We start from the raw sequence: 19,220 nt of genomic DNA, 5'->3' as shown, positions 1-19,220 counted from the left end.
CACTGCAGCCGCCCGCGCCTCGGTTCGGAAGGCGCCCTGCGCGCGCCCCTTGTGCTTGAACTTCCGGCATTCGACGCCGGCGGCCCGGTGCTGCCTGCGCGTGGCCGCGCCTTTTGAACGACATCAGGAGACAAGACCATGAGCATGCGCACGCCGCGCTTCCCGCAAGCCCTGCCCACCGCCGTCACGTTGGCGGTCCTTGCCGCGCTGAATGCCCCCGCACACGCGCAGACCGCGCCGGCAGCCAAGCCCGCGCAGTCCGGCGGCGAGACGGTCGTCGTCACCGGCATGCGCGCCGCGCTCGAAAGCGCGCTGAACGCCAAGCGCGAGGACCGCGGCATCGTCGACGTCATCAAGGCCGAGGACATCACCAAGTTCCCGGACACCAACCTCGCCGAATCGCTGCAGCGCATCCCCGGCGTGGTGATCGACCGCGATGCCGGCGAAGGCCGCAACATCACCGTGCGCGGCCTGGGCCTCGACTTCACGCGCGTGCGCATCAACGGCATCGAAGCGCTGGCCACCACCGGCGGCACCGATTCGTCGGGCGGCGCGAACCGCTCGCGCGGCTTCGACTTCAACGTCTTCGCCGCCGAGCTGTTCAACTCGATCACCGTGCGCAAGAGCTCGTCCGCCGATGTCGACGAAGGCTCGCTCGGCGCGACCGTCGACCTGCAGACCTCGCGGCCGCTGGACTTCCCGCGCGGCTTCAAGGCCACCGCGTCGCTGAAGGGCCGCTACAACGACCTGTCGGGCAAGACCGATCCGCGCGTCGCGTTCCTGGTCTCGAACACCAACCAGGACAAGAGCTTCGGCGTGCTGCTGTCGGGCGCCTACTCGAAGCGCCAGCTGCTCGAGGAAGGCTTCTCCACCGTGCGCTGGGACAACGGTCCGTCGTCCGGCGGCTGGTGCGCGCCGCAGGGCGTGACGCCGGCGAACCCGAGCAATTCCACCGCCACCACCTGCGGCCCGGCCGCGCAGGGCGTGGCACGCATACCCGGCACGCCGGAGGCCATCGCCGCCTACAACGCATCGAGCAACGCGGCGAACTTCCACCCGCGCCTGCCGCGCTACGGCCGGCTGACGCATGACCAGGACCGCCTGGGCCTGACCGGCTCGGTGCAATGGAAGCCGAGCGAGAACACGCTGCTGACCTTCGACGTGCTGTACGCCAAGCTCGAGGCGACGCGGCAGGAAGACTTCCTGGAGGCGATCTCGTTCAGCCGCACCGCGGGCCAGGGCGGCAAGCCGCAAACCAGCGTGCTGCAGGCCGACTACGCCGCCAACGGTGCGCTGCAGTTCGGCCGCTACAACGGCGTCGACATCCGCGCCGAGTCGCGCTTCGACGAGCTGAGCACCGAGTTCACGCAGCCCAGCCTGACGCTGCAGCAGCGCTTCGGCGATTTCGTCACCGTCAATGCCAAGCTCGGCCGCGCCGATTCGAAGTTCCGCAATCCGGTGCAGACGACGACGACGCTGGACGCGCTGAACGTCAACGGCTACACGCTGGACTTCCGCAACAACAGCCGCCTGCCGGTGATCGGCTATCCGTTCGATCCCACGCAGGCCGGCACGGGCAGTCTCGCCCTGGTCGGCGTGCCGCAGGTGACCAGCGGCACGCAGCCGACCACCATCGCCAACACCACCAGCAGCGAGATCCGCATCCGCCCGCAGGGCTCGAACAACCGCAACGACATCCTGCATGCCGACGTGGCGTGGGAGATCGTGCCCGACAAGCTGACGCTGCAGGCCGGCGCCGACTACAAGAAGTACGACTTCGACACCTACGAATTCCGCCGCATCAACCAGAACGACACCATCTTCGCGCCGGCCGCCGGGGTGCCGATCGCCAATCTGGTGACGATGATCAGCGGCTTCGGCAAGGGCCTGGACCTGCCGGCAGGTACACCCACCGCGTGGGCGATCCCGAACCTCAACGCGATCGCTCAGACCTACGACATCTACTGCAACTGCCTCAAGAGCGGCCCGGTCGGCGGCCCCGGCGACTTCACGCTGTCGTCGATCACGAACGGCAACGCGCGAGGCAACAACCGCTCGGTGAGCGAGAAGGACACCGGCGGCTTCCTGATGGCCGACTTCACGACCGCGCTGGGCAGCATTCCGCTGCGCGGCAACTTCGGCGTGCGCTACGTCAAGACCGAGCAGGTGGCCACCGGCTACCAGGCCACCGCGGGCGGCACCGAGGTGCAGGTGGCGCAGAGCTACGACGACGTGCTGCCGGCGCTGAACCTGTCGGCCAACCTGACGAAGGACTTCGTCGTGCGTTTCGCCGCGGCCAAGGTCATGGCGCGTCCGCAGCTGGGTTTCCTGAACCCGGGCGGCACCATCAGCACCACCGGCACGCTGTCGATCACCAGCGGCAACCCGCTGCTGAAGCCCTTCCGCGCCAAGACCTTCGACACCAGCTTCGAGTGGTACCACTCGCGCAACGCCTTCGTCGGCCTGGGTCTGTTCCACAAGGACATCAACACCTACATCCAGAGCCTGCGCACCAACGTGCCGTACAAGGACACGGGGCTGCCGCTGTCGCTGCTGCCGTCGAACTTCACCGGCGACGAGGTGTTCCAGGTCACCACGCCGGTCAACACCCAGGGCGGCAAGTTGAACGGCTTCGAGATCAACATCCAGCAGCCCTTCACCTTCCTGCCGGGCATCGGCCGCAACTTCGGCACGCTGCTGAACTACACGCACGTCAAGTCGAAGATCGAGTACCTGGTGTCGCCGAACGGCGGGGCGACGATCACCGACGATCTGCTGAACCTGTCGCCCAAGTCGTGGAACGCGACGCTGTACTACGACGACGGCAAGTTCAGCGCCCGCGTCTCCGGCGCCTACCGCATGGGCTTCCTGCAGCGCGTGCCCGGGCAGAACAACAACGACGTCGAAGGCAAGAACTCCAGCGTCAACATCGACGCATCGCTATCGTACAAATGGAGCGACCAGGTCGAGTTCACGCTCGAGGGCGTCAACCTGACCGACCGCCCGAACGACCAGTTCATCAGCCGCGCACGCAACAGCTCGGTGGTCTACCACGTCACGGGCCGCGAGTACCTGCTCGGCCTGCGCTACAAGTTCTGAAGCCGGAGGCTGCCGATGAATCGCATCGCTTCCTTCGCGGCCGCCGCACTCGCCGCGGCGGCCTTGCTCGGCGCGAGCTTGCCGCTGGCCGCTGCGCCAGTGCCCTTGGGCACGCTGGTCACTGCGCGGCAGGACGGCCAGGCCAGCCTGCTGGGCCTGGACACGGGCTTCCAGCCGGGCGCCGGCTCGAACGTCGTCACGCTCACCGACTCCGACCTGGAGCTGCTGAGCGCGGACTTCACGCTCGCGATCGACCTGTTCAGCAGCGGCCTCGTGCAGCTGTATGACAACGGCGGCACGGGTTGGAGCGGCAGCACCGAGCTGACGCTGTCGTTCGCCGGGCTGCTCGCGCCGCTGGGCAGCGTCAGCGTCGATCACTCGATGCTCGCCGCCGGCAGCATCGATGCCACGCTGATCGACGGCGGCCACGCGCTGAAGCTGAAGTTGACCGACGTGCAGCTGCGCGACGGCTTCGGTCCGCTGAACCTGCAGCTGAACAGCGTGCCCGAGCCGGCAACCATCGCGCTGATCGCCGCGGCGCTCGGCGCGGCGGCCGGCAGCGGCCTGCGGCGCCGTTCGCTCGGCGTGCTGGCCGCGGCCGCGCTGGCGCTGCCGGTGGCCGCGCAGACCGATCCGGCACGCGAGTCCGCGCCGGCCGACGGCTGGGCGGCGATGGCCGGCGGCACCAGCGGCGGCGCGGCCGCCAGCGCCGAGCAGATCTACGCGGTGTCGAACCGCGCGCAGCTGCTGGCCGCGATCAACAACGGCGGCGTCAAGCCGAAGATCATCAAGGTGGTCGGCAGCATCGACATGAGCGAGGGCCTGCCCTACGCGAGCCGCGCCGACCAGGACCAGCGCGCGATGGTGCGGCTGCCCTCGAACACCACGCTGATCGGCAGCGGCCCGGGCGCCGGCCTCGCCAACGGCCGCATCGAGATCATCGGCGTGTCCAACGTCATCGTGCGCAACCTGCACCTCGCCGCGCCCTGCGACATCGCGCCGGTGTGGGACCCGAACGACGGCGCCACCGGCAACTGGAACGCCGCCTACGACGCCATCACCATCCTCGGCGCCGACCACGTCTGGATCGACCGCAACACGATCACCGACGCGCCGGTCACCGACGACCAGTTGCCCATCGAGAACGGCAAGACGCGGCAGTGCCACGACGGCGCGATCGACATCACGCGCGGCGCGAACCACGTGACGGTCTCGTACAACCTGATCGACCGCCACGACAAGACGATGCTGATCGGCCACTCCGACAGCTTCACCGCCGACATCGGCCGGCTCAAGGTGACGATTGCCAACAACGTGTTCAATGCCGTCGGCCAGCGCGCGCCGCGCGTGCGCTTCGGCCAGGTGCACGTGTTCAACAACTACCACGCCGGCGCGAAGGGGGCGCCGGTGTACGGGCATTCGTACAGCGTGGGCATCGGCACCGGCGCGCAGGTGATCTCGCATGCGAACGTCTACGCGATCAGCGGTGCGGCGCCGGGTTGTGCGAGCGTGCTGCAGACCTTGAATGCCAACGCGGCGAGCGCCTTTGCCGACGCCGGTTCGCTCTTGAACGGCGCGGCGCTCGGCGCTTGTCCGGTGTCGTCGGCGGTGGCCTGGAGCGTGCCCTACCCGTTCACGCCGCGGCCGACGTCGCTGGTCAAGGCCAATGCGCTCGCCAAGGCCGGCGCCGGCAAGCTGAAAACCACCATCACCGGCAGCGGCAACGTCGGCGCGACGCCAGGCACGCTGCTGCCCGCGGCCGGCGCGGGCGGCGTGCATGTCGACACGGCGCTGTTGCTCGCGTTCGACGGCGCACCGAAGCTCGGCACCAGCGGCTTCGTCACCGTGCGCCGCGCGAGCGACGGTGCCATCGTCGACCGCATCGACCTGTCGAGCACGCCGTCGACGGGCGACACGCAGACCATCCTGCCACGCAGCAACCTCGAGATCGACGCGCTGGCCGCCGGCGCAATGCTGGACGGCCGCGCGCGCTTCGTCTGGGTCCGGCCGGTGACGACCAGCGGCAACACCGCGACCATCAAGCTGCACAACAACCGCCTCGCCTTCGACACCACCTACACCGTGACCATCGATGCCGCAGCCTTCGGCGGCACGGTGCACAACGCACCCTTCGCCGGCGCGCAGTGGAGCTTCACGACGCGCAGCGCCCCGGCCAGCCGGTCCAGCGTGACGGTGGACGACGACGGCAGCACCGCCGACTTCCGCACGCTGCAGGGCGCGCTGAACTGGGTGATGGCCTCGTGTTCCACCGGCAGCGCGCCGGCGTGGGGCTGCCATACCGTCGCAACGCCGAAGACCATCACGCTGAAGAACGGCGTCTACCCGGAACTCGCGACGCTGCGCAACGTGCACAACCTGAGCATCGTCGGCGAAAGCCGCGACGGTGTGCGCGTCGGTGCGGTGAACTTCGAGTCGCTGAACTCCGGTAGCGGCGCGACGGCCACCAGCGCCGGCACCACGCTCACCACGTCCGGCCGCGTGCCCGGCCACCGCGTGCTGGGCGGCGGGCGCGCGGTGCTGCTGGTCGAGAACGCCGACCTGCTGACGCTGCAGAACTTCACGCTCGAGAATCCGCACACGCGCAGCGGCCTCTACGACAACCAGGCCGAAGCGATCTACTTCAACACCAGCCAGACGCCGGCCGCGGCGCGTTTGCTTGCGAAGGAGATGAACTTCCTGTCCGAACAGGACACGCTGCAGCTGAAGGGCTACGTGTGGGTGTGGCGCTCGCTGGTCGCCGGCAACGTCGACTTCATCTGGGGCGGCCCGATGGCGGCCTTGTTCGAGCAGAGCGAGATCCGTTCGGTCTTCGATCCCTCGAGCAGCTCGCCGGGCTTCATCCTGCAGGCCCGCGCGACACCGGGCGATGCGGGCTTCGTCTTCCTCGACTCGACGCTCAGCGCCGGTGCCGGCGTCACGCAGGCCTACCTGGCACGCAGCGGCAGCACGACGAGCAGCACCTATGTCGACAACATCGCGTTCATCAATACGCGCATCGGGCCGCACATCCTGCCCGTGGGCTGGTGTGTCGGAACCGGCACCAGCCGCACCGGCACGGCGCAGGGCGCCTGCGGCAGCAACCCGCCGCCGTGGGCCGGCACCGCGAACGGCGGCGCGACCGACGCGGCCGGCTGGCGCGAGTGGGGCAGCATGGACCTCGGCGGCCTGCCGCTCGATGTGAGCGGCCGCCTGGGTGCGGCGACCGTCAGCGTCAACGGCCAGCCGGCCACCGTGCAGCTCGCCAAGCCGCTCGACAGCACCAGCGGCCTGGCGACACGCGCCGAGGTGTTCTTCAAGAGCACGATCGCCACCGGCGCGCCGGGCGGCTGGGTGCCGGCGCCGTGATGGCGCTGCGGCGGCTCGCGGCCGCGGCCGCGGCGTCGGCGCTCGCCGCCTGCACGCTGCCGCCGCCGACGACCCCGGCCGCGCCACAGCCGCTCGCCTTCCCAGGCGCCGAGGGCGCCGGACGCTTCGCACTCGGTGGCCGCGGCGGTGCGGTCTTCCACGTCACGCACCTCGGCGATGGCGGCCCCGGCTCGCTGCGCGCCGCGGTCGAGGCGAGCGGCCCACGCACGGTGGTCTTCGAAGTCTCCGGCACGATCGCGCTGAAGACGCCGCTGCGCATCACCCACGGCCGCATCACGATTGCCGGCCAGACGGCGCCCGGCGACGGCATCACGCTGCGCGACCAGCCGTTCGAGATCGCGGCCGACGACGTGGTCGTGCGCTTCATCCGCTCGCGGCTCGGCGATGAATCCGGCGTCGACGGCGATGCGATCGGCGTCGTCGCCGGCCGCCGCATCATGCTCGACCACGTCTCGGCGAGTTGGTCGACCGACGAGGCGCTGTCGCTGTCGGCGCGCTTCGACACGCCGGAGCGCAGCTTCGGTGACGTGACGGTGCAGTGGAGCTTCATCACCGAATCGCTGAACCTCAACCGACCAAAGCGCGGCGAGGCGCATGGCTTCGGCACGCTGCTGCGCGCCAGCCGCGGTGCGCGCATCAGCATGCACCACAACCTGTGGGCGCTGCACCTCGACCGCATGCCGCGCCCGGGCAACTGGCACCAGCCCGACATCGACCCGCAGGGGGCGGTGTTCGACTTCCGCGCCAATGTCTTCTACGGCTGGGGCCGCGACCGCGCCGGCTACAACCTCGACTCGACGAACACGCGCTCGACCTACCGCTTCACCGACAACGCCTACATCGCCGGCCCGATGTCGACCGGGGCATTGGCGTTCGAGGAAAGCAGCACCGCTGCGCACGCGTACTTTGCGCGCAATGCGATGAACGGCGTAATCCCGGCCGACCCGTACAGTCTCGTGCGTGCGCATCCGAAGCATCTGCCGAACGGACTGCCGTCCGGCTACGGGCTGGCCGAGCCACCGGACAACGGGGCGGTGACGCCCGACGCGGCGGACACGGCCCAGGATCGCGTGCTCGCGCATGCCGGCGCATCGCTCGTGCGCGACCTGGTCGACCTGCGGATCGTGCGCCACGTGCGCCAGCGCTCGGGCCGCCTGATCGACAGCCAGCGCGAGGTTGGCGGCTGGCCGGCGCTGCAATCACTGCCCGCACCGGCGGACGGCGACCGCGACGGTTTGCCCGACGCCTGGGAAACGGCGCACGGCCTCGATCGCGCCGATCCGCGCGACGGCGCACGCATCGACCCGCGCAGCGGCACCACGCCGCTGGAGGCCTACCTCGCGAGCCTCGTCGCACATGTGCACCGGCCGGGACCGCTGGCCAGCGTGCACCCGGCGCTGCACCTGGTCGGCGACTCGACGCTGGCCGACAAGCCGGCATCACCGCCGAACCTCGAGCACGGCTGGGGAACGCTGTTCCGCACGCTGGTCGCCGAGCCGGAGCGCATCGTGAACCACGCGATGAACGGCCGCAGCACGAAGAACTTCCGCGATGAAGGCCGCTGGGCCCATCTGCTGAGCCAGCTGCGCGCCGGCGACATGGTGCTGATCCAGTTCGGCCACAACGATGCGAAAGCCGACGATCCGAAGCGCTTCGCCGATGCGCGCGGCGCCTACCGCGACAACCTGCGCCGCTTCGCGCAGGAAGTGCGCGAACGCGGCGCGACGCCGCTGCTGGCGACGCCGCTCGCCCGCCGCGAGTTCGACGCGACCGGCCGCCTGCGCGACACGCACGGCGACTACCCGGCGATGGCCCGCGCGGTCGCCGCCGAGCTGAAGCTGCCGCTGCTCGATTTGCAGCGCGCCAGCGCCGCGCTGCTGGAGCGCCTGGGTCCGGACGAGTCGAAGCGACTCTTCGTGCACGCGGAGCCCGGCGACCTCGATCGCCATCCCGAAGGCATCCGCGACAACACGCACTTCAGCGCGCAAGGCGCGTTCGCGATGGCCCAACTCGCCGCGCAGGCGCTGCGCGCGCTCGGGGTGGCGCCGCCGGGCGGCTGGTCGGCGGCCGAGCCCGGCTTCGATGCCCGCGGGATCGGCCCGACCGGCTGGACCCGCACCCGCGGCGGCGAAGGCGGCCGCGTGATCCGCGTGACGACGCTCGCCGCCGACGGTCCCGGCTCGCTGCGCGCAGCCATCGATGCGGACGGCCCGCGCACTGTCGTCTTCGACGTCGCCGGCCGCATCGACCTGGCGGGCGGCAAGCTGGTGCTGCGCAGGCCGCACCTGAGCATCGCGGGCGACAGCGCGCCTGCGCCGGGCATCACGCTGATCCGCGGCGAGACGCAGGTCGCGACACACGACGTGATCGTGCAGCACCTCTCGTTCCGCCCCGGAGCCTATGGCCGCCGAAAGAAGTCGGGCAACGACCACGACGGCATCTCCACCGTCGACGGCGCGCACGACGTGATCGTCGACCACTGCAGCTTCACCTGGGCCACCGACGAGAACCTCTCGGCCTCCGGCCCACGCTTCGACGGCGGGCCGCCGCCGGAAGCCTGGCGGCGCGCGACCTCGCACCGCATCACCTACAGCCACAACCTGATCGCCGAAGGCCTGAGTCACTCGGTGCACGAGAAGGGCGAGCATTCGAAAGGCACGCTGATCCACGACAACGCCAGCGGCATCCTGCTGTATGGCAACGTCTACGTCTCGAACCGCGAGCGCAATGCGCTGTTCAAGGGCGGCGCGCGTGGCGCGATGGTCAACAACCTGATCGTCAATCCCGGCACGCGCGCAGTGCACTACAACCTGCTGGCGGATGAATGGAGCGGCCAGGCACCGGTCAACGGCCGGCTGGCGCTGCAGGGCAATGTGCTGCGCGCGGGGCCCGACACGCTGGCCGGCACGCCGTTCCTCGCGCTCGAAGGCGTCGGCGACCTCGAGCTCTTCATGGCGGACAACCTGGCCTTCGACGCGGCCGGCGCGCCGGCACCCGTGCGCATTGCCGTGCCGGGTGACGGCCAGCCGCTGGCGCCGGGCGTCGACGAGCCCGCGCTGCGCCGCGGCGAGGGCATGGCGCGCACGGCCCGGCTCGTCACCGGTGCCGCGCCCTACCTGCCGCCGGGCCTGCTGCCGCTGCGGGCCGAGCGCGTGCTGCGCGAACTGCCGGCGGCCGTTGGGGCCCGGCCGTGGGACCGCGATCCGATCGATGCACGCATCCTGCGTGACGCGCAGCAAGGACGCGGCCGGATCATCGATGCGGAGCCGGCCGGTGCGTTGATGCCCGCCCGGTGAGAGGCGCTCCGACGGTGCTACCCGCCTGGAACCAGGTCCCGCATCGCCTCGCGATCGATCAAGGCGCCCGGATGCTGGATCACGCGTGCAGCGATCCGATTGCCGAAGCGCGCAGCGTCGACCGCTGACGCTCCGAGCAGCCGCCGGCTCAGGTAACCGGCCGCGAACGAATCGCCGGCTGCTGTCGTGTCGACGACGCGCGCCACCGGCTCGGTGGCCGCCTCGGCCCACCGGCCGTCGCTGCGCACCAGCGTCGCTGCGGCGCCGCGCTTGATCACCAGCTCCGGCGTCGGCAGCGCGCGGGCTGCGGCGATGCCGTCGTCCAGCGTCGTGAGGCCGAGCAGTGCCTGGTGGTCGTCGGCCGTCACGAAGGTGATGCTCGCCAGGCCGAAGGCGCGCGCGAAGCAGTCGCGCGCTTCGGCCGCATCCGGCCACAGCCGCGGCCGGTAGTTGTTGTCGAAGGCCACCGCCGCGCCGCGCGCACGCAGCGCGGCCATCAGCACGAACAAGCGCTCGCGCCCGGCCGGCGGCAGGATCGCCAGGCTGATGCCGCTCAGGTACAGCAGGTCGATCGCGCCGGCCGCGGCTTCCAGCGGCGCCGGATCGTCGCCGTCGAAGTAGGCCTTCGCGGCGCTGGTGTCGCGCCAGTAGCTGAAGTGGCGCTCGCCGCGGGCATCGACATCGATCATGTACATGCCCGGCAGGCGGCCTTCGATTCGGCGCACGAGGCCCGTGCCCACGTTTTCCTCGCGCCAGCGCGTGAGCAAGCCCTCACTGAGCGTATCGACGCCGACGCCGGTGGCATACGCCACTTCGACCCCACCTCCCCCCACCAGCCGCGCCAGATACACAGCAGTATTCAGCGTGTCCCCGCCAAACGTCTGGCGCAGCGTGCCGTAGGCCTCGCCCTGCAGCTCGAGCATGCATTCCCCGAACAGCACCACCCGTCGCACCGGATTCATGGAATCCCCTAGAAGATTTGGAACATCGTTTCGATAATATTCGAAAACCGTTGCGCCAGATCCCGTTCCCAGGGAAAACGCTGGTTGAACGCCCCGCCGGGCACCCTCAAGATTCCAGTTGTACGACAACTGACAACTATGGCCTCCGCCTCCTCATCCACCCCGCCGTTCCATCGGCTGCTGCTCACCGGCGCTGCCGGCGGGCTGGGCCGGGTGCTGCGGCCGCGGCTGCGGCGCCACTGCCAGCGGCTGCGGCTGTCGGACCGCGCCGACCTCGGCAGCGCGGCCGACGGCGAGGAACTGCAGCCCGCCGCGCTGGAGGACCGCGCCGCGATGCGCGAGTTGCTGCGCGAGGTCGACGCGGTGGTGCACCTCGGCGGCATCGCGGTCGAGGCGGCGTGGGAGCCGATCCAGGCCGCCAACATCACCGGCGTCTATCACCTGTATGAAGCGGCACGCCTGAACGGTGTGCGCCGCATCGTCTTCGCGAGCTCCAACCACGTGGTCGGCTTCTACCGCCAGCACGAGGTGATCGATGCGCTGGCGCCGCCGCGGCCGGACACGCTGTACGGCGTCAGCAAGGCCTTCGGCGAGAACCTGTCGCGCATGTACTTCGAGCGTTATGGCATCGAGACCGTCTGCCTGCGCATCGGCAGTTCGACGCCGGCGCCGGAGAACCGCCGCATGCTCGCCACCTGGTTGAGCCACGACGACCTGGAGCGCCTGGTGCTCGCCGCGCTGACCGCGCCGAACGCCGGCCACAGCATCGTCTACGGCTTGAGCGACAACCGCACGCGCTGGTGGGACAACCGCCTCGCCGCGCACATCGGCTACCGCCCGCAGGACAGCTCGGAGCCCTGGCGCGCCGAGATCGAAGCGACGCAGCCGGTGCCCGATCCCGACGACCCGACGCGGCTGTACCACGGCGGCGTGTTCGTCGAGCTCGGCCCCTACGACTGACCCCCTTTCCTTTCCCCCCCACCTCCTTTCGGAAACACCGATGCAGCCCTCGCTGAAGACCACCCTTTCCCTGGCCGCCACGCTCGCGATCGGCACTGCCGCACACGCCGTCGAGTTCCGCTCGTCCGACGTGCACAACAGCGACGACTACCCCACCGTCGCCGCAGTGCGCCACATGAGCGAGCTGCTCGCCAAGGCCAGCAGCGGCAAGCACAAGATCAAGGTCTTCAACAAGGGCGCGCTCGGCTCGGAGAAGGAGACGATCGACCAGGTGAAGATCGGCGCGCTGGACTTGACGCGCGTCAACATCAGCCCGATGAATTCGATCTGCGCCAAGACGCAGGTGCCGACGATGCCGTTCCTGTTCCGCTCGGTCGAGCACATGCGCAAGGCGCTCGACGGCCCCGCCGGCGAGGAGATCCTCAAGAGCTGCGAGGACCAGGGCTTCATCGGCCTGGCGTTCTACGACTCCGGCGCGCGCTCGATCTACGGCAACAAGCCGGTGAAGACGGTGGCCGATGCCAAGGGCATGAAGATCCGGGTGCAGCAGTCGGACCTGTGGGTGGCGCTGGTCAGTGCGATGGGCGCGAATGCCACGCCGATGCCGATCGGCGAGGTCTACACCGGGCTGAAGACCAAGCTGATCGACGCCGCCGAGAACAACATCCCGAGCTACGACGGCTTCAAGCACTTCGAGGCGGTCAAGTACTACTCGCGCACCGAGCACTCGATGGCGCCCGAGATGCTGCTGATGAGCAAGACCGTCTGGGACAAGCTGCCCAAGGCCGAGCAGGACATGATCCGCGCCGCGGCGAAGGAATCGGTCGCCTTCCAGCGCCGCAAGTGGGACGAGCAGGAAGCGAAGTCGCTGGCCATCGTCAAGGCCGGCGGCGCCGAGATCGTCGAGGTCGACAAGGCCTCGTTCCAGGGCGTGATGAGTCCGGTCTACAGCAAGTTCATGACCACCGACGACCTGAAGCGCCTGGTCAAGACCATCCAGGACACCAAGTGAGCCCCGCCCGGCCGCCCGAAGGGGCTCAGCCCCCGCTTGGCGGGGAGGCGCGAAGCGCCAGGGCTGCTCTAAGCCTTTGCGCCACGCTCTCCAAGGGCGCGCTGATGCTGGCGATCGCCGGGCTGCTGGCGCTGATCCTGTGCGTGCAGTACCAGGTGATCGGCCGCTACCTCTTCAACGACACGCCGACCTGGGCCGAGGCGCTGGCGCTGCTGCTGGTGTCCTACGTCACCGCGCTCGGCGTGGCGGTCGGCGTGCGTGATGCCGGCCACATCGGGCTCGAATCGGTCATCGGGCTGCTGCCCGAGGCCTGGCGGCTGAAGCTCGAGCTGCTGATCCATGCGCTGGTCGCGCTGTTCGGCGCGCTGATGCTGCACAGCGGCTGGATGTGGACGACGCTGAAGTGGAGCGAGCGCAAGCCGATGCTGCCCGTGCCCGCGGGGCTGGACTACCTGCCGCTGGTGATCGCCGGCGCCTTGATCGTGCTGTTCTCGATCGAGCACATCGTCGCGCTGCTGCGCGGCACGATCGTGGAGCCGGCATGGAACTGACCGTGCTCGGCGCCAGCTTCACGCTGCTGCTGCTGCTGGGCGTGCCGGTGGCCTTCTCGATCGGGCTGGCGTCGGTGGCCACCATCGTCGCCGCCGGGCTGCCGGTGGCCATCGTCTTCCAGAAGATGGTCGGCGGCATGCAGGTCTTCAGCTTCCTGGCGATCCCGTTCTTCGTCTTCGCCGGCGAGCTGATGCTCTACGGCGGCATCGCCGAGCGCATCGTGCGCTTCGCCAACAGCCTGGTCGGCCACGTGCGCGGCGGGCTGGGCATGAGCAACGTCGTCGGCTGCACGCTGTTCGGCGGCGTGGCCGGTTCGCCGCTGGCCGATGTGTCGGCGATGGGCTCGGTGATGATCCCGCTGATGAAGAAGGAGGGCTATCACGCGGATTACGCGGTCAACGTGACGACGCATGCCGCGCTGGTCGGCGCGCTGATGCCGACCTCGCACAACCTGATCATCTTCGCGCTCGCCACCACCGGCATCGCCTCGGTCAGCGTGTTCAACCTGATCCTCGCTGGTGTCATCCCGGCCATGCTGCTGACGGTGGCGAACCTGGTCGCCGCGTACTGGGTCGCCGTCAAACGCGGTTATCCGACGCATGGCGCGTTCCCCGGCTGGGGCGCGGTGCTCCTCGCCTTCATCGCCGCATTGCCAGGGCTGATGGTCGTCGTGATCATCCTCGCCGGCATCCTGTCGGGCGTCTTCACCGCCACCGAGTCGGCGGCGACCGCGGTGTTCTGGGCGCTATTGATCACCGTCTTCGTCTACCGCACGCTGTCGTGGCAGAACTTCCTCAAGGCCTGCGCCAAGGCCTGCAAGACCACCGGCGTCGTGCTGCTGCTGATCGGCATCTCCGCCGCCTTCGGCTACTTCATGGCGCTGTACGAAGTGCCGCAGCAGACGGGCGAGCTGATGAAGCAGGTGACCGAGCAGCCGTGGCTGATCTTCCTGATGGTCAACGTGCTGCTGTTCGTGCTCGGCACCTTCCTCGACATGGCGGCGACGATCCTGATCTGCACGCCGATCTTCCTGCCGATCTGCCAGCAGTACGGCATGGATCCGACGCAGTTCGGCATCATGCTGCTGATCAACTGCGCGCTCGGCCTGAACACGCCGCCGGTGGGCACCACGCAGTTCGTCGGCTGCGCGATCGGCGGCATCTCGGTCGGCGAGGTGATGCGCTCGATCGCTCCGTTCTACGGCGCACTGATCGCGACGATGATGCTGGTCACCTACGTGCCGGCCTTCTCGCTGTGGCTGCCGGGGCTGATGAAGTAGCGCATGAAGGACGCGGCCATGCGCACCACGGTGCCGTTCACCCCCAGCGCCCGCTATCCCGATGCGGCGGTGGAGGTGCTCGACGAGCGCTTCCGCGCGCTGCGGCTCTTCAGCGCCAGCATCGAGCAGCTCTACAGCGGCTGCCGCTGGGCCGAGGGGCCGCAGTGGTTCGGCGACCTGCGCTGCCTGCTGTGGAGCGACATACCGAACGACCGCATCCTGCGATGGGACGAATGCTCACGGAGAACGAGCGTGTTCCGCCAGCCCGCGCGCCATGCGAACGGGCTGGCGAGAGACCGCCAGGGTCGACTGCTGACCTGCGAGCACGGCGGCCGCCGCATCACGCGCACCGAGTACGACGGCAGCATCACCGAACTGGCCGCTCACTTCGAGGGCCAGCGCCTCAATTCGCCGAACGACATCGTCTGCGCGCGCGACGGCAGCATCTGGTTCACCGACCCGACCTTCGGCATCGCCGGCTGGTGGGAGGGCGACCCGGCGGAGGCCGAGCGCCCGCACGCCGTCTACCGCATCGATGGCGAGAGCGGCCGCCTCGACTGCGTGCTCGACGACCTGGCCGGCCCGAACGGCCTGGCCTTCTCGCCCGATGAATCGGTGCTCTACGTCGTCGAGAGCCGCGCGAAGCCGCATCGCAAGGTCTGGGCCTACGACGTCGACGGCCAGCGCCTGATCAACAAGCGCCTGCAGATCGACGCCGACGGCCCCGGTGCGCTCGACGGCATCGCGGTCGACATCGACGGCCGCCTGTGGTGCGGCTGGGGCAGCGACGGCTCGGCCGGCGCGGATGCCGCCGCGCTCGACGGCGTGCGCGTGTTCGATCGTGATGGCACGCCGATCGGCCACATCCACCTGCCTGAGCGCTGCGCCAATGTCTGCTTCGGCGGCGCGAAGCGCAACCGGCTCTTCATGGCGGCCAGCCACTCGCTGTACGCCCTCTACGTCAATACCCAGGGCGCCGCCTGAAGGCGCCGGTCAAAGGAGACTTTCCATGCAACGCCGCCGCCTGCTGCAATCCTCGCTCGGCCTGCTCGCCGCCGCGCCGTTCGCAGGCGCTCGCGCGCAGTCACCGTGGCCCAACAAGCCGATCCGCTACGTCGTGCCGTTCGCGGCCGGCGGCACCACCGACATCCTGGCGCGCCTGCTGAGCCCGAAGATCGGCAATGTGCTCGGCCAGACCTTCGTGATCGACAACAAGGCCGGCGCCGGCGGCGTGCTCGGCGCCGACATGGTCGCCAAGGCGCCGCCCGACGGCTACACGATCCTCGGCAGCACGATCTCGACGCAGGCGATCAACCCGGTCCTGAACCCGAAGATCCCGTACAACGCGGCCAAGGACTTCGCGCCGGTGACCATGATCGGCACCACCAGCAACGCGGTGGTCGTGCCGGCCTCGAGCCCGTTCAAGACGATCCAGGACCTGATCAGCTACGCGCGCGCCAATCCCGGCCGCTTAAGCTTCTCGTCGGCCGGCACCGGCTCGTCGCAGCACATGGGCGGCGAGCTGCTCAAGCAGATGGCCGGCATGTTCATCGTGCACATCCCGTACCGCGGCAGCGGCCCGGCGGTGCAGGACGTGATCGCCGGCCAGGTGAACTTCGGCATCGACACGCTGGTCGCCACCGCGGCACACATCAAGGCCGGCACCCTGCGCGTGCTGGCGGTCACCGCGGGCAAGCGCGTCAAGGGCTTCGAGAGCGTGCCGACGATCGCCGAATCGGGCGTCAAGGGTTACGACGTCGTCAGCTGGCAGACGGTGCATGCGCCGGCCGGCACGCCCAAGGAGATCGTCGCCCGGCTGCACGCCGAGATCGCCTCGGCGCTGGCGCAGCCGGACATCCGCCAGCGGCTCGATGCGCTGGGGCTCGAGCCCTCGGGCATGAAGCCGGAAGAGCTGGCGGCGTTCGAAATCAAGGAACGCGAGAAGTGGGCCAAGGTCGTCAAGGAAGGCGGCATCAAGGTCGAATGAACATTCACGGAGTCAACGCATGGTCACACGCTCACTTTCGGTGCTGGGCGCCGCGATCGGAATCCTGCTGATGCAAGCCTGCAGCACCCCGCCGCGCAGCGTCGCCTACGTCGCCAATGCCGACAGCCGCGAGATCAGCGTGCTGGCGCTCGATGGCGCGGGGGCAGTAAAACCGCTGCAGACGGTGCCCGTCAGCGGCACGGTGATGCCGCTGGCGCTGAGCCCGGACCAGCGCTTCCTGTACGCCGCGCTGCGCTCCGAGCCCTACACGGTGGCCAGCTTCGCGATCGACCGCAGCGCGGGCGACAGCGCCGGCCAGCTGAAGGCCATCGGCCAGGCGCCTCTGCCCGACAGCATGGCCTACATCGCCACCGACAAGACCGGCCGCTGGCTCTTCGCCGCCTCGTACGGCGGCCACAAGCTCAGCGTCAGCCCGATCGGCGCCGACGGCGTGGCCGGCGCCGCGCAGCAGATCCTGGCCACCGGCAAGAACGCGCACGCGGCGGTGCCCGACGCCGCGGGCCGGCACCTGTACGTCACCAACCTGGGCAGCGATCAGGTGATGCAGTGGCGCTTCGATGCCGCGAGCGGCGCGCTGACGCCGACCGAGCCGCCCGCGCTGGCGCTGCGCCCAGGCAGCGGTGCGCGCCACCTGGTGCTGCACCCGAACGGCCGCCACGCCTACCTGCTGAACGAGCTGGACGCCAGCGTCGAGTTGCTGGACATCGATGCGCAGCGCGGCACGCTGACGGCACGCAAGCACTGGTCGAGCCTGCCGCCGGGCTTCGGCGGCAAGCCGTGGGCCGCCGACCTGCACCTGACGCCCGACGGCCGCCACCTCTACACCAGCGAGCGCACGACGAGCACGCTGGCGATGTGGAAGGTCAACGCCACGACCGGCGAGCTGACGCTGATCGGCCACCAGCCGACCGAGAAGCAGCCGCGCGGCTTCCGCATCGACCCCTCCGGCCGCTGGCTGCTGGCGGTCGGTCAGCTATCGCACCAGATGAGCGTCTACCGCATCGATGCCGACAGCGGCCGGCTGGCGCCGCAGACCACGCTGATCCTCGGCAAGAACCCGAACTGGGTCGAGATCGTCCAGCTGCCCTGAGCTGTGAACCGATGAGCAACACGAGCCCCTTGATCATCCGCATGCACGACGCCGACAACGTGGCGATCGTGGCGAACGAAGGCGGGCTGCCGTCGGGCACCGCGTTGCCCGGCGGGCCGACGCTGCGCGAGAAGGTGCCGCAGGCCCACAAGGTGGCGCTGGTCGACATCGCCGCCGGCGCGCCGGTGATGCGCTACGGCACGACCATCGGCACTGCCAAAGCCGACATCCCGGCCGGCAGCTGGGTGCACGAACGGCTGCTCGAGATGCCCGCCGCGCGTGCGCTCGACGGTCTGCCGATCGCCACCGTCAAGCCACCGCCGCAGCCGCCGCTCGAAGGCTTCACGTTCATGGGCTACCGCAACGCCGACGGCTCGGTGGGCACGCGCAACATCCTGGCCATCACGACCACCGTGCAGTGCGTCGCCGGCGTCGTCGAGCACGCGGTCAAGCGCATCCGGGACGAGCTGTTGCCGCGTTATCCGAACGTCGACGACGTGGTCGGCCTGGAGCACGGCTACGGCTGCGGCGTGGCGATCGATGCGCCCGATGCCGCGATCCCGATCCGCACGCTGCGCCACATCAGCCTGAACCCGAACTTCGGCGGCGAGGTGATGGTCGTCAGCCTGGGCTGCGAGAAGCTGCAGCCCGAACGGCTGTTGCCGCCGGGCACGATCCCGCTGAACGACGAGCGCGGCGAGGCGCTGGACACGGTGTGCCTGCAGGATGCGGCGCACATCGGCTTCCAGTCGATGATTCATTCGATCCTCGAGAGCGCCGAGCGCCACCTCGCGCTGCTGGACCAGCGCCGCCGCGAGCCCTGCCCGGCCAGCGCGCTGGTCGTCGGCGTGCAGTGCGGCGGCAGCGACGCGTTCTCCGGCGTCACCGCGAACCCGGCGGTCGGCATCGCCGCCGACCTGCTGGTGCGCGCCGGCGCGACGGTGATGTTCTCGGAAGTCACCGAAGTGCGCGACGCGATCGACCAGCTCACCGCCCGCGCCGCGACACCGGAAGTGGCCGAGGCGATGGTGCGCGAGATGGACTGGTACGACCGCTACCTCGCGCGCGGCCGCGCCGACCGCAGCGCGAACACCACGCCGGGCAACAAGGCAGGCGGGCTGTCCAACATCGTCGAGAAGGCGATGGGCTCGATCGTCAAGAGCGGCTCCAGCGCCATCAGCGGCGTGCTGCCGCCGGGCGAGAAGCTGCGGCCCGACCAGAAGGGCCTGATCTACGCCGCGACGCCGGCCAGCGATTTCATCTGCGGCACGCTGCAACTGGCGGCCGGCATGAACCTGCACGTCTTCACCACCGGCCGCGGCACGCCCTACGGCCTGGCGGCCTGCCCGGTGATCAAGGTCGCGACGCGCAGCGAATTGGCGCGCCGCTGGCACGACCTGATGGACCTGAACGCCGGGCGCATCGCCGACGGCGAGGTGTCGATCGAGGAGATGGGCTGGGAGCTGTTCCGGTTGCTGCTGGAGACGGCGAGCGGCCGGAAGACCTGGGCCGAGAAGTGGGGCGTGGCGAATTCGCTGGTGCTTTTCGCACCGGGGCCGGTGACCTGAAGCTAAG

Annotated in this window: 12 protein-coding genes; 11 read left to right on the top strand and 1 reads right to left on the bottom strand. The window is 69.7% G+C overall.

The window, feature by feature from the left end; genetic code table 11:
• The first annotated feature begins 138 nt into the window (after positions 1-138).
• Genes HLB44_RS08260 through HLB44_RS08250 form a run of 3 tightly spaced genes read left to right on the top strand, consistent with a single transcriptional unit; the run spans position 139 to position 9,782 of the window.
• Entirely contained in the window at positions 139-3,099 is a 2,961-nt protein-coding gene (locus tag HLB44_RS08260; RefSeq protein WP_217283565.1) for a TonB-dependent receptor, read from the top strand.
• Between the two features lie 15 nt (positions 3,100-3,114).
• Positions 3,115-6,465 (top strand): pectate lyase family protein, encoded by a 3,351-nt coding sequence (locus tag HLB44_RS08255; RefSeq protein ID WP_173122065.1) that lies wholly within the window; start codon positions 3,115-3,117, stop codon positions 6,463-6,465.
• The gene (locus HLB44_RS08250) at positions 6,465-9,782 is read left to right on the top strand and encodes a GDSL-type esterase/lipase family protein (protein ID WP_173122064.1); all 3,318 of its coding nucleotides are present in this window, start codon (positions 6,465-6,467) and stop codon (positions 9,780-9,782) included. The genes HLB44_RS08255 and HLB44_RS08250 overlap by 1 nt, the downstream gene beginning before the upstream one ends.
• A 17-nt stretch (positions 9,783-9,799) precedes the next feature.
• On the opposite strand, the gene HLB44_RS08245 is transcribed toward HLB44_RS08250, so the two are convergent.
• Positions 9,800-10,744: a sugar kinase gene (locus HLB44_RS08245; RefSeq protein ID WP_173122063.1), complete on the bottom strand. Its 945-nt coding sequence runs from the start codon at positions 10,742-10,744 to the stop codon at positions 9,800-9,802.
• Positions 10,745-10,882: 138 nt separating this feature from the next.
• Between HLB44_RS08245 and HLB44_RS08240 the strand changes: the two genes are divergently transcribed.
• From HLB44_RS08240 to garD, 8 genes are all read left to right on the top strand, one after another.
• On the top strand, positions 10,883-11,704 hold the full coding sequence (locus HLB44_RS08240) for an NAD-dependent epimerase/dehydratase family protein (protein ID WP_173122062.1): 822 nt from the start codon (positions 10,883-10,885) through the stop codon (positions 11,702-11,704).
• Positions 11,705-11,744: 40 nt separating this feature from the next.
• Positions 11,745-12,716 carry a TRAP transporter substrate-binding protein gene (locus HLB44_RS08235; RefSeq protein WP_173122061.1) on the top strand — a complete coding sequence of 324 codons (972 nt, stop codon included), beginning with the start codon at positions 11,745-11,747 and terminating at the stop codon, positions 12,714-12,716.
• 104 nt (positions 12,717-12,820) lie between these two features.
• On the top strand, positions 12,821-13,267 hold the full coding sequence (locus tag HLB44_RS08230) for a TRAP transporter small permease (RefSeq protein ID WP_173122060.1): 447 nt from the start codon (positions 12,821-12,823) through the stop codon (positions 13,265-13,267).
• On the top strand, positions 13,258-14,547 hold the full coding sequence (locus HLB44_RS08225) for a TRAP transporter large permease (protein ID WP_173122059.1): 1,290 nt from the start codon (positions 13,258-13,260) through the stop codon (positions 14,545-14,547). Before HLB44_RS08230 ends, HLB44_RS08225 begins: the two co-directional genes overlap by 10 nt.
• 3 nt (positions 14,548-14,550) lie before the next feature.
• A complete protein-coding gene (locus HLB44_RS08220) occupies positions 14,551-15,531 on the top strand; it encodes an SMP-30/gluconolactonase/LRE family protein (RefSeq protein ID WP_246312117.1) in 981 nt (326 codons plus the stop codon).
• Positions 15,532-15,556: 25 nt separating this feature from the next.
• The gene (locus HLB44_RS08215) at positions 15,557-16,534 is read left to right on the top strand and encodes a Bug family tripartite tricarboxylate transporter substrate binding protein (protein ID WP_173122058.1); all 978 of its coding nucleotides are present in this window, start codon (positions 15,557-15,559) and stop codon (positions 16,532-16,534) included.
• Between the two features lie 19 nt (positions 16,535-16,553).
• Complete coding sequence (locus HLB44_RS08210; RefSeq protein WP_173122057.1) at positions 16,554-17,645, top strand: lactonase family protein; 1,092 nt, start codon at positions 16,554-16,556, stop codon at positions 17,643-17,645.
• A gap of 11 nt (positions 17,646-17,656) precedes the next feature.
• A complete protein-coding gene (gene garD, locus HLB44_RS08205) occupies positions 17,657-19,213 on the top strand; it encodes a galactarate dehydratase (RefSeq protein WP_173122056.1) in 1,557 nt (518 codons plus the stop codon).
• Positions 19,214-19,220 lie beyond the last annotated feature (7 nt).

Origin of the sequence: Pseudaquabacterium terrae (assembly GCF_013266755.1) — a bacterium.
GTDB classification, from domain to species: Bacteria; Pseudomonadota; Gammaproteobacteria; order Burkholderiales; family Burkholderiaceae_C; genus Pseudaquabacterium; species Pseudaquabacterium terrae.
Note: the sequence above shows the minus strand (reverse complement) of the source record. Positions and strands in the feature narration are given on the sequence as shown.

What these genes read in the sequence shown, in the direction of transcription:
- HLB44_RS08260 (WP_217283565.1), top strand. Translation starts at nt 139, where the DNA reads ATGAGCATGCGCACGCCGCGCTTCCCGCAAGCCCTGCCCACCGCCGTC.
- HLB44_RS08255 (WP_173122065.1), top strand. Translation starts at nt 3,115, where the DNA reads ATGAATCGCATCGCTTCCTTCGCGGCCGCCGCACTCGCCGCGGCGGCC.
- HLB44_RS08250 (WP_173122064.1), top strand. Translation starts at nt 6,465, where the DNA reads ATGGCGCTGCGGCGGCTCGCGGCCGCGGCCGCGGCGTCGGCGCTCGCC.
- HLB44_RS08245 (WP_173122063.1), bottom strand. Translation starts at nt 10,744, where the DNA reads ATGAATCCGGTGCGACGGGTGGTGCTGTTCGGGGAATGCATGCTCGAG.
- HLB44_RS08240 (WP_173122062.1), top strand. Translation starts at nt 10,883, where the DNA reads ATGGCCTCCGCCTCCTCATCCACCCCGCCGTTCCATCGGCTGCTGCTC.
- HLB44_RS08235 (WP_173122061.1), top strand. Translation starts at nt 11,745, where the DNA reads ATGCAGCCCTCGCTGAAGACCACCCTTTCCCTGGCCGCCACGCTCGCG.
- HLB44_RS08230 (WP_173122060.1), top strand. Translation starts at nt 12,821, where the DNA reads ATGCTGGCGATCGCCGGGCTGCTGGCGCTGATCCTGTGCGTGCAGTAC.
- HLB44_RS08225 (WP_173122059.1), top strand. Translation starts at nt 13,258, where the DNA reads ATGGAACTGACCGTGCTCGGCGCCAGCTTCACGCTGCTGCTGCTGCTG.
- HLB44_RS08220 (WP_246312117.1), top strand. Translation starts at nt 14,551, where the DNA reads ATGAAGGACGCGGCCATGCGCACCACGGTGCCGTTCACCCCCAGCGCC.
- HLB44_RS08215 (WP_173122058.1), top strand. Translation starts at nt 15,557, where the DNA reads ATGCAACGCCGCCGCCTGCTGCAATCCTCGCTCGGCCTGCTCGCCGCC.
- HLB44_RS08210 (WP_173122057.1), top strand. Translation starts at nt 16,554, where the DNA reads ATGGTCACACGCTCACTTTCGGTGCTGGGCGCCGCGATCGGAATCCTG.
- garD (WP_173122056.1), top strand. Translation starts at nt 17,657, where the DNA reads ATGAGCAACACGAGCCCCTTGATCATCCGCATGCACGACGCCGACAAC.